The following is a 9813-nucleotide window of genomic DNA, read 5'->3' on the forward strand; positions in this document are numbered from 1 at the left end:
AGCATATTGCGCCGGGCCGCGCGACACGAGACCCTGCGACATGGTTGGCTGTGCGTATGGCCTTTCCGCCGCTCGTCGAACCCGCTCCCGAGCTCTCCGCGGAGCGCAGGGCGCGCTACGCGCGCACCATCAGGCTCCCCGGCTTCGGGATGCTCGCGCAGCGCCGGCTGCACGCGGCGCGGGTCCTCGTGGTGGGGGCGGGCGGCCTCGGCTCCGCTGTCCTGCCGCTGCTGGCCTCCACCGGTTTCGGCACCATCGGCATCGTCGACGACGACCGCGTCGAGCCGAGCAACCTGCCCCGCCAGACTGTGCACACGCCCGCGGACATCGGCCGCCTCAAGACCGATTCGGCCGCCGAGACGGTGCGCGCCATCGATCCGGAGAGCGAGGTGCGGCTCTTCGCCGAGCGGCTCACGGCGGCCAACGCCCGGGAGATCATCGCCGGGTTCGACCTCGTGCTCGACGGCAGCGACAACTTCCCGACCCGCTACCTCGTCAATGACGCTGCCATGCTCGCCGGCGTGCCGGTCGTCTGGGGCGCCGTGCACCAGGCCGGTGGTCAGGTGGGACTCAGCTGGGCGGCGCAGGGACCGCACTATCGCGACCTGTTCCCCGTGCCACCCGAGCCCGGCAGCATCCCGAGCTGCGCCGAGGCGGGGGCGCTGCCGAGCGTCTGCGGCACGATCGGATCGCTGATGGTGGGCGAGGCGATCAAGCTCGTCACCGGCACGGGCGAGCCTGTGCTCGGCCGGGTGATCGTGCACGATGCCCTGCACGGGACCTTCCGCGAGGTCGCGTACGAGCGCGACCCGGCGGGCGAGCCGGTCACCGGCCTGATCGACTACGACGCGTTCTGCGGAGTCTCGGACACCGTCTCGGCGGGGGAGCTGCACGCCCGGCTCCTCGCGGGCGAGCCCCACACCCTGCTCGACGTGCGGGAGCCGTGGGAGGCGGACATCGCGGAGATCCCCGGCTCGCTGCTGGTGCCGCTCGGAGTGGTGCAGCGTGACCCGGCCGGTGTCGCGGCGCGGCTCGGCACCGAGCCGCTCGTCCTTGTCTGCCATCACGGCGTGCGCGCCGAGACCGCGCGCCGCCTCCTCGCCGACGTGGGAGCGCCCGGGCTCGTGCTCGCCGGCGGGATCGACGCGTGGGCGCGCGACGTCGACCCGTCCCTGCCGCGCTATTGACCGCGGGCTAGGGTGAGGACATGACTGCCGTCAACCTCGGCTCGCCCGCGCGGATCCCCGTGCGCTCCGGCGGCGCCGACGCGGTGGCGCCGAGCCTCGCCGGTCGTCCCGAGCATCCGGGACTGATCGATCGCTTCGGACGGGTGGCGCGGGATCTGCGTGTCTCCGTCACCGAGAAGTGCTCGCTGCGCTGCACCTACTGCATGCCGGCCGAGGGCCTGCCCGCGATCCCGCGCGAGAGCCTGCTCACGGCCGCGGAGATCGCCCGGCTGGTCGGCATCGGGGTGCGTGACCTGGGTGTCAGGGAGGTGCGGTTCACCGGCGGCGAGCCGCTCATGCGCGCCGACCTCTCCGAGATCGTGGCGCGGTCGGCGCAGGCCGCCCCCGGCGTCGATCTCAGCATCACGACCAACGGCATCGGGCTGGACCACCGTCTGAGCGCGCTCGTCGCCGCCGGTCTGACCCGGGTCAACATCTCGCTCGACACCGTCGACCGTTCGCATTTCGCACGCCTGACCCGTCGTGACCGCCTGCCCGCCGTGCTCGCCGGCATCCGAGCGGCCCGCGATGCGGGACTCACCCCGCTCAAGGTGAACGCCGTCATGATGCGCGACACCCTGGCCGACGCGCCGGAGCTGCTCGCGTGGGCGCTCGACAACGGCTGCCGCCTCCGCTTCATCGAGCAGATGCCGCTCGATGCGGACCGCGCGTGGGCGCGGGACAACATGGTGCCGGCGAGCGAACTGCTGGAGACGCTCAGCACGCGCTTCGCGCTCACGGAGGCGGGGCGGGACGACCCGTCCGCTCCCGCAGAGGAATGGCTGGTCGACGGCGGTCCGGCGACGGTCGGCATCATCGCCTCCGTCTCGCGCTCGTTCTGCGCCGCCTGCGACCGCACGCGCATCACGGCGGAGGGGACCGTGCGATCCTGCCTGTTCGGCGACGAGGAGACCGACCTGCGCGGCCTCCTCCGAGGCGGGGCGGACGACGCCGAGATCGCCCGCTGGTGGCGCGGCGCGATGTGGGGCAAGCAGGCGGGGCACGGGATCGACGCCGCCGGCTTCCTGCCGCCCGCCCGGAGCATGGGGGCGATCGGTGGCTGACGTGCTGGTGCGCTATTTCGCCGCGGCGGAGGAGGCGGCGGGATGCGCGGAGGAGCGCATCGTCCTGGCGGAGCCGACGCTGGGCGCGTTGCGCGAAGAGCTCGCCTCCCGTCACGGCGAACCGATGCGGCGCGTCCTGCGGGGCGGATCCTTCCTCGTGGACGGCGTCGTCGCGCGCGACGCAGGACGGCCGCTCGGTGAGCGGGTGGATGTCCTTCCGCCGTTCGCCGGCGGCTGACGCACCGTCCGGACGTCAGAGGGGAGCGATCGACACGTCGTCGGGAGCGACGCGGAGAGCGACGGGCGTCCCCGGTGACAGCCGCAATTCCGCGACGACCGCGGCCGGGAGCAGGGCCGTGATCCGATCCGTGCGCACCCGCACCAGGTCGTCCCGCGGCTCGAGTGCGGTGACACGGGAGGGGATGCCGTCCGTTCCCACTGGATGGACCGTGACGGACGACGGCCGGATGATCGCCGTGACCGGTGTTCCGGCGCTGATCGGGTCCGTCGTCGTGCCGGCGACCTCCAGCCCGTCGTCCGTGCGGATCCCGCGCGCGGTGCGGCGGCCGGTCAGCAGACCGAGCCCGGCGATCTCCGCCGTGAACGGGTGGCGCGGGTGGCCGAGCACCTGCCGGGTCGGGCCCTGTTCGACCACCCTCCCGTCGTGCAGCACCGCGACTCGATCGGCGAGCAGGTAGGCGTCGAGGACCTCGTGCGTGACCAGGACCGCGGTGCGGCCGGCGAGCACGGCGGCGAGCGTCAGACGCAGCTCGGCGGCGACGCCGACGTCGAGGGAGGCGAGAGGTTCGTCGAGCAGCGTGAGCCGCGGCTCGGCGGCGAGCGCCCGCGCGATCGCGACCCGCTGCGCTTGACCGCCCGACAGGCCGGCCGGGCGCCGGTCGGCGAACGCATCCGCCCCGGTGCGGCCCAGCCATTCCCCGGCGCGGTCGCGGGCGGCAGCGCGTGCGAGGCCGGTCGTGCGCGCGGCGAAGGCGACGTTGTCGCGCGCGGTGAGGTGCGGGAACAGCAGCGCGTCCTGCGCCAGCAGGGCGACGCTCCTGCGGTGCGGGGCGAGCCAGGTCGACGGGAGGTCGAACAGGGTGGCGCCGTCGAGCGTGGCCGCACCCTCGTCGGGGCGGACGAGGCCGGCGAGCATCCCGAGCACCGTGGACTTTCCCGCGCCGTTCGGGCCGAGGAGGGCGAGCGTCTCTCCGGAGCCGAGAGCGACGTCGACCGCGACGCCGCGCTCGGCGAGCGACGCCGTGAGCCGCAGCGTCATGCGGTGCGCCTGCGGAGCGGCTCGCCCGCTCCGTGAGCGACGGCGACGACGGCGATCGCGACCGCGATGAGCACCAACGACAGCGCGACTGCTGCCTCGGGGTCGGTCTCCCGCTGCACGTAGATCTCCAGGGGCAGGGTGCGGGTGACGCCTTGCAAGCTGCCCGCGAAGGTCAGGGTCGCCCCGAACTCCCCGAGGGCCCGGGCGAACGACAGCACCGCACCCGAGACGATGGCGGGCGTCACGAGCGGCAGGGTGACCCGGAACAGCACGGTCGACGGACCGGCGCCGAGTGTCGCGGCCACCGCCTCGTACCGATCGCCGGCTGTCCGCAGCGCTCCCTCCAGGCTCAGGACGAGGAACGGGAGGGCGACGAACGTCTGGGCGATCACGACCGCCGGGGTCGAGAACGCCACGGCGAGCGCGCCGCCGAGCAGACCGCGGCGGCCGTAGAGCGCGAGCAACGCCAGGCCCCCGACGACCGGAGGGAGGACGAGCGGCAGCAGGATGACGGCTCGCACGAGACCTCGGCCGTGGAAGGGCACACGCGCGAGCACCACGGCCATCGGGATGCCGAGCACGAGGCAGGCGGCGGTGGCCGTCAGCGAGGTGCGCAGACTCAGCAGCAGGGCGTCCACCGACGAGGGCGAGCTGATGAGAGCCGGGAACTGCGCCCAGTCGACCTGCAGCACCATCGCCGCGACCGGGAGGAGCACGAACAGGGCGCCGGCCCCGGCGATCACGAGAAGCCAGGCCGGGATGCCGGTCGCGGGCCGGTTGCTCACGGTGCGCCGAAACCGGCGGCCCGCAGCACCCGCTGCCCGGCCGGACCCGTCACGAAGGCCAGGAACGCCTTCCCGCCCGCGGTGTTCGCGCCCTGCCCGACGGCCGCGATCGGATACGTGTTGACCACGCCCTTCGCCTCGGGGAAGGGCACCGAGCCGACCGCGTCGCCCGCACCCCGGACGTCCGTCGCGTAGACGATGCCCGCGTCGGCCTCGCCGGCGATCACTTTGCCGAGGACGTCCGTGACCGAGGACTCCTCGCTGACCGGCGCGAGCGTGGTGCCGGTCGCGGCCTCCACCTTCGCCGTCGCCGCCCCGCACGGCACCTGTGGTGCGCAGACGACCGTGGCGACGCCCGGCTTCGCGAGATCGGCGAAGCCGCCGATGTGTGCGGGGTTGCCTTTCGGCACGGCGATCGCGAGCACGTTCGTGGCGAAGTCGACCGGGTCGCCCGCGGTGACGCCGGCCGACACCGCCTTCTTCATGGTGGCTTCGTCCGCGGAGGCGAACACGTCGGCGGGCGCGCCCGCGGTCAGCTGGGTGACGAGGTCGGATGATCCCGCGAAGCTGAAGGTCACCGCGCTGCCCGGGTTCGCCTTCTCGAACTCGGCGCCGAGTGCGGTGAAGGTGCTCGTGAGCGACGCTGCGGCGAACACGGTGATCGTGCCCGTCGCCCGTCCCGTCGCCGAAGAGGTCGGGGATGCGGTCGCGGAGGACGAGCCGGCGGCCGAGCAGCCCGTCACGGCGAAGAGCAGGACGGCGAGGGAGGCGGTCGCAGCCGCCAGGCGCCTCCCCGCGGTCACGACGATGCCCCCGGGGTCTCGACGATGACGGTGGTGGCCTTGACGACCGCGACGGCGACCGAGCCAGGCTCCAGCCCGAGCTCGCGCACGGCCTCGCTGCTCATGAGCGAGACGACGCGGTGCGGGCCGCACTGCAGCTCCACCTGGGCCATGACGCGATCGGCGACGATGTCCGTGACGATGCCCACGAACCGGTTGCGGGCCGATCGGCCGACTCCGGACGGGTCGTCGGGCAGCACGGCGTTCTGCTTGGCGAGGACCGCGAGTTCCAGGCCGTCGACCACGGTGCGTCCGGCCCCGTCGTGTTCGCTCGACAGCAGGCCGCCCTCGATCCAGCGGCGCACGGTGTCGTCCGAGACTCCGAGGAACCGTGCTGCGTCTTTCACCCGTATCTGCGGCATGACTGTCATCATAGAGTCGCATCCGCGGTTGCGGGAGAGGTCAGAGGCCGACCCACTCCGAGGCTCCGGTGGCGAAGTGCTGCCGCTTCCAGATCGGCACGCCGGCCTTGATGGCCTCGACGAGCTCGGCGCACGCGGCGAACGCCTCCGCCCGGTGCGGCGCCGCGACGGCCGCGACCAGTGCGAGATCGCCGACCCTCAGCGACCCGACCCGGTGTTGCGCGGCGACCCGGAGCCCGGTTCGTGCGGCGACCTCCTCGCAGCAGGCGCGGAGGAAGGACTCGGCGTCGGGATGCGCGCGGTAATCGAGGGAGACCACCGCCTGGCCCCCGTCATGGTCGCGCACGATCCCGTGGAAGCAGACGACGGCTCCGGCTTCCGCGCGCCAGACGAACTCGTCCGCGATCCCGGGATCGAGCGTGGCGGCGCTGATCTCGGCGAGCACCGCCCCCGCCGCCGTCATCGCCGGCCTCCTCGGTGGTCGCCGCCGGCGATCTGGTCGAGCAGGTGCGGCAGCAGCTCGGCCAGCACCGCGAGACCGTCGGCGACCCCTCCAGGAGACCCCGGCAGGTTCACGACGAGGGTCGTGCCCGCGACGCCCGCTCGTCCCCGGCTGAGGGCCGCGAGCGGCGTGCTCGCCGTTCCTCGGGCGCGGAGCGCTTCGGCGACGCCGGGCAGCTCCCGGTCGAGGACGGCGGCCGTCGCCTCGGGGGTGAGGTCGTCGGGAGCGAGGCCCGTGCCTCCGGTCGTGAGCAGCACGCGCGGCCCCTCGCCGACCGCCGCGCGCACCGCGTCCCCGACCGCGCGGTCGGGCACCACTCGCACGTCAGCGGGGAGCCTGCGCTCGGCGAGCCACGCGGCGATCAGCGGACCGGTGGTGTCCTCCGCCGTCCCGGCGGCCGCCCGGGTCGAGGCGACGACGACGATGGCGGACGCCGGGGGAGCGGACGTGGCCGCGTCGTGCGCCACACGGTCCCCGGCGTCCGCGGACGGCGCGGCGCCGGCCTCTCCCGGGCGTCGCCACTCGCCGCGCTTGCCGCCGCTCTTCGCGACGACGCGCACCTCGGTGAGGACGGCAGCGGGATCCACGGCCTTGACCATGTCGTGCAGGGTGAGCCCGGCCACGGCGACGGCCGTGAGCGCCTCCATCTCCACTCCCGTGCGCCCGCGGGTGCGCGCCACGGCCTCGATGGCGACGGACCCGTCCTCGCGGTCGAGGGCGAAGTCGACGCGCACCGAGCTCAGCGGGAGGGGATGGCACAAGGGAATGAGGTCGCTGGTGCGCTTCGCGCCCGCGATCCCGGCGATGCGGGCGGTGGCGAGCACATCGGCCTTGGGGAGGTCGTCGGCGGCGATCGCCGCGACCACCGCCCGCGTGGTGCGGAGCAGGCCGCGTGCGACCGCTTCGCGATCGGTCTCGGCCTTGCCGCCCACGTCGACCATGCGTGCGCGTCCGTCGGCATCCAGGTGACTGAACTCGGTCATAGGGTCCAGACTGTCACGTCGGCTCCGGCCCGCAGCGACTCCACGTCGGCGGGAACGTCGATCAGCACATCGGCGCGGGCCATCGCCGCGACGAGGTGGGAGCCCGGTCCCGAGACGGGCGCCACGACCCCGTCCGCCCACCGCCCGCGAAGGAACTGGCGCTTGCCGGGAACCGAGTGCACGGCGTCGGCCAGGCGGGCGCGCTCCGGACCGATCGGCGGCAATCCGGCCGCCTCGCGCAGCGGCCCGCGCAGGAACACCACGAACGACACCTGCGTGCTCACCGGGTTGCCGGGGAAGCAGAGCACCGGAACGCCGTCCACCACGGCGGTCGCCTGCGGTCCGCCCGGCTGCATCCCCACGGTGGTGACGACCGCGCCACGCGGCTCGAGCACCTCCCTGACGACTTCGTAGGCTCCGCGTGAGATACCACCGGATGTGACGACGAGATCGCTGTCCGCGACGGCACGGTCGAGCAGCCGAGCGAACGTGGCGGGGTCGTCATTGCTCGCCTCCTGCGATGACACCACCGCGCCCGCCTCTTCGACCAGCGCGGCCAGGGCGATACCGTTGGCGTCGAAGATCCGGCCGAACGCGGCCGGGCCGCCGTCGGTCACCAGCTCGGAGCCCGTGGTCAGAATCCCCACCCGCAGCCGCGACCGCACCGGCACACTCCGCACCCCGGCGGCGGCGAGGGCGGCCAGGTGGCGGGGTGCGAGGAGGGTCCCCGCGGGCACCAGCACCTCGCCGCGGCGCAGGTCGCTGCCCCGCTCGCGCACGTACTCACCGGGACGGCGCGGTCGTTGGATCTCCACGACGGCGCCGCGGAGGTCGTCGTCGCGACCGAGCACGAGCTCGGTGTCCTCGACGGGCACGACCGCGTCGGCGCCGTCGGGCATCGGCGCGCCCGTCATGATGCGGATGGCCGTCCCGGAGACGTGGCGCACGGCGACGACATGTCCGGCGGGGATGTCTCCGGCGACCTCGAGGGCCACCGGCGTCCGCTCGACATCGGCCGCCCGAACGGCGAAGCCGTCCATCTGCGCGTTGCGGAACAGAGGAAGATCGACTCCGGAGCGAACGTCGGACGCGGTGATGCGGCCCCGTGCCTCCGCCACCGGCACCGCGTCGATGGCGGGTCCGGCCGCCCGGGCGAGCAGCCTCGCGACGGTCACGGCGTGCTCGTCCACTGTCGGGCTCATGGCTCCCAGTATCGCGCCTCGTCGCCGGAGTCGGGTCAGGCGACCGTGACGGTGATGCTGTGCAGGCCCGTCGCGCCGTCCGGGACGACGTCCTGCCGCTTCGCCGTCTGGACCGTCCCCCGGGCATCGGTGGCGCGCACCGCCAGGGTATGGGTGCCCCGTTCGGCCGCCCACTCGTACTTCCACTGCCGCCAGGTGTCGATGGAGATAGCGTCGGCGAGTTGCGCAGGGGCCCAGTCGCCGTCGTCCACGCGCACCTCGACGGCACTCACGCCGACGTGCTGCGACCAGGCGACGCCGGCCACGGCCACGGTCCCCGCCTTCACCTGGCGTCCCTCCGCAGGGACGTCGATGCGGGACGAAAGCTTGACGGGGCCGCGCTCGGACCATCCCCGATCCGTCCAGTAGGAGGTGACGGCGTCGAATCGGGTGACCTGCAGTTCCACCACCCACTTCGTCGCCGAGACGTAGCCGTAGAGGCCGGGGACGACCATGCGCACCGGGTAGCCGTGCTCGAGCGGGAGCGGCTGGCCGTTCATCCCGACCGCCAGGATGGCCGCTCGATCGTCGGTGAGCGCCTCGATCGGGGTGCTCGCCGTCCAGCCGTCCTGGCTGCGCGAGAGCACCATGTCCGCCCGCGCGGTCGGAGCGGCGCGGGCGAGCAGATGCCGGATCGGGTAGCCCAACCACCGCGCGTTGCCGATGAGGTCGCCCCCGACCTCGTTCGACACGCAGGTGAGGGTGGTCACAGACTCCTCCAGCGGCAGGGCCAGGAGCTCGGCGTACGTCAGCTCCACCTCGTGCTCCACCATCCCCGTGATGCGCAGCCGCCAGTCCTGCGGCTGGATCCCGGGGATCTGGAGTGCGGTGTCGATCCGGTAGAAGTCCGCGGCGGGCGTGACGATGGGGGACAGGCCTGGGACGGCGAACGACGCTCCAGCCGGGATCGGCGGCGCGGCCGTCGCGGGCGCCGGGAGGTGGAACGCCGCCCGGGCCGCCGCGGCCGCTCGATATCCCGTCGCCACGATCTGGCCGGCCAGGACGCCGATCGCTCCCGCCACGGCCGTGCCGGACGCCGTCAGAACGAACCGCCGCCTGGTCACCGTGCCGAGCGGCGCCACCCTGGTCGGTTCGGTGCCGCGCAGCAGCCGGATCAGCCACGCGAGGACCAGGACGCCCACGAGCCCCGCGAGGACCGATGGGACGGCATCCACGATCCCCGCACCGGATCGGGTCAGGGCGGCCAGCACACCGACTCCCGCGCCGACCGCCACGAGGATCCGCCCGAACGGCGGACGACGCAGCTCCAGCCAACCGGCGAGCGCACCACCGACCAGGACCAGCAGGGCGAGCAGTGTGACCAGGAACACCTTGTCGCCCGTGCCGAACAGGCCGATCACGGCCTCCTTGACCCACGCGGGCGCCAGGTCGATCACCAGCGACCCGACAACGAGCACCGGGCTGCCGTCCTGCACCACGAAGGCGCTCACCAGCTCGGCGGCCCCGACGCCGCCCACCACGCTCGCGAGACCGGCCAGGGAGGCACGCGCGCGCATCGACATCATGAT

Annotated in this window: 11 protein-coding genes; 3 read left to right on the plus strand and 8 right to left on the minus strand. The window is 73.8% G+C overall.

What is annotated here, in order from left to right; genetic code table 11:
• Positions 1-56 precede the first annotated feature (56 nt).
• From IT072_RS07845 to IT072_RS07855, 3 genes are read left to right on the plus strand one after another with little or no spacing between them, the layout of a single operon-like run.
• Positions 57-1187 carry a ThiF family adenylyltransferase gene (locus IT072_RS07845; RefSeq protein WP_223360389.1) on the plus strand — a complete coding sequence of 377 codons (1131 nt, stop codon included), beginning with the start codon at positions 57-59 and terminating at the stop codon, positions 1185-1187.
• A 20-nt stretch (positions 1188-1207) separates the two neighbouring features.
• On the plus strand, positions 1208-2290 hold the full coding sequence (gene moaA / locus IT072_RS07850) for a GTP 3',8-cyclase MoaA (protein ID WP_223360390.1): 1083 nt from the start codon (positions 1208-1210) through the stop codon (positions 2288-2290).
• The gene (locus IT072_RS07855; protein ID WP_223360391.1) at positions 2283-2528 is read left to right on the plus strand and encodes a MoaD/ThiS family protein; all 246 of its coding nucleotides are present in this window, start codon (positions 2283-2285) and stop codon (positions 2526-2528) included. The genes moaA and IT072_RS07855 overlap by 8 nt, the downstream gene beginning before the upstream one ends.
• A gap of 15 nt (positions 2529-2543) precedes the next feature.
• Here IT072_RS07855 and IT072_RS07860 read toward each other — a convergent pair whose 3' ends face one another.
• The 8 genes from IT072_RS07860 to IT072_RS07895 are packed head-to-tail and all read right to left on the minus strand — an operon-like array spanning position 2544 to position 9810.
• Positions 2544-3569, minus strand: coding sequence for a sulfate/molybdate ABC transporter ATP-binding protein (locus tag IT072_RS07860; protein WP_223360392.1), 1026 nt, complete (start codon positions 3567-3569; stop codon positions 2544-2546).
• On the minus strand, positions 3566-4354 hold the full coding sequence (locus IT072_RS07865) for an ABC transporter permease (RefSeq protein WP_223360393.1): 789 nt from the start codon (positions 4352-4354) through the stop codon (positions 3566-3568). The genes IT072_RS07860 and IT072_RS07865 overlap by 4 nt, the downstream gene beginning before the upstream one ends.
• Complete coding sequence (gene modA, locus IT072_RS07870) at positions 4351-5157, minus strand: molybdate ABC transporter substrate-binding protein (protein WP_223360394.1); 807 nt, start codon at positions 5155-5157, stop codon at positions 4351-4353. The genes IT072_RS07865 and modA overlap by 4 nt, the downstream gene beginning before the upstream one ends.
• A complete protein-coding gene (locus tag IT072_RS07875; RefSeq protein WP_223360395.1) occupies positions 5154-5558 on the minus strand; it encodes a TOBE domain-containing protein in 405 nt (134 codons plus the stop codon). The genes modA and IT072_RS07875 overlap by 4 nt, the downstream gene beginning before the upstream one ends.
• Before the next feature lie 40 nt (positions 5559-5598).
• Positions 5599-6021, minus strand: coding sequence for a molybdenum cofactor biosynthesis protein MoaE (locus tag IT072_RS07880; protein WP_223360396.1), 423 nt, complete (start codon positions 6019-6021; stop codon positions 5599-5601).
• A complete protein-coding gene (gene moaCB / locus IT072_RS07885) occupies positions 6018-7043 on the minus strand; it encodes a bifunctional molybdenum cofactor biosynthesis protein MoaC/MoaB (protein ID WP_223360397.1) in 1026 nt (341 codons plus the stop codon). Before moaCB ends, IT072_RS07880 begins: the two co-directional genes overlap by 4 nt.
• Positions 7040-8245 carry a molybdopterin molybdotransferase MoeA gene (locus tag IT072_RS07890; protein WP_223360398.1) on the minus strand — a complete coding sequence of 402 codons (1206 nt, stop codon included), beginning with the start codon at positions 8243-8245 and terminating at the stop codon, positions 7040-7042. The genes moaCB and IT072_RS07890 overlap by 4 nt, the downstream gene beginning before the upstream one ends.
• 35 nt (positions 8246-8280) lie before the next feature.
• Positions 8281-9810 carry a molybdopterin-dependent oxidoreductase gene (locus IT072_RS07895; protein ID WP_442786790.1) on the minus strand — a complete coding sequence of 510 codons (1530 nt, stop codon included), beginning with the start codon at positions 9808-9810 and terminating at the stop codon, positions 8281-8283.
• Positions 9811-9813 lie beyond the last annotated feature (3 nt).

It is taken from the genome of Leifsonia sp. ZF2019, from assembly GCF_019924635.1.
In the GTDB taxonomy this organism is placed as follows: Bacteria; Actinomycetota; Actinomycetes; order Actinomycetales; family Microbacteriaceae; genus Leifsonia.

Coding starts and splice junctions, on each gene's coding strand:
- moaCB (WP_223360397.1), bottom strand. CDS start 7,043: ATGACCGAGTTCAGTCACCTGGATGCCGACGGACGCGCACGCATGGTC.
- IT072_RS07890 (WP_223360398.1), bottom strand. CDS start 8,245: ATGAGCCCGACAGTGGACGAGCACGCCGTGACCGTCGCGAGGCTGCTC.
- IT072_RS07875 (WP_223360395.1), bottom strand. CDS start 5,558: ATGCCGCAGATACGGGTGAAAGACGCAGCACGGTTCCTCGGAGTCTCG.
- IT072_RS07895 (WP_442786790.1), bottom strand. CDS start 9,810: ATGATGTCGATGCGCGCGCGTGCCTCCCTGGCCGGTCTCGCGAGCGTG.
- IT072_RS07880 (WP_223360396.1), bottom strand. CDS start 6,021: ATGACGGCGGCGGGGGCGGTGCTCGCCGAGATCAGCGCCGCCACGCTC.
- IT072_RS07860 (WP_223360392.1), bottom strand. CDS start 3,569: ATGACGCTGCGGCTCACGGCGTCGCTCGCCGAGCGCGGCGTCGCGGTC.
- moaA (WP_223360390.1), top strand. CDS start 1,208: ATGACTGCCGTCAACCTCGGCTCGCCCGCGCGGATCCCCGTGCGCTCC.
- IT072_RS07845 (WP_223360389.1), top strand. CDS start 57: ATGGCCTTTCCGCCGCTCGTCGAACCCGCTCCCGAGCTCTCCGCGGAG.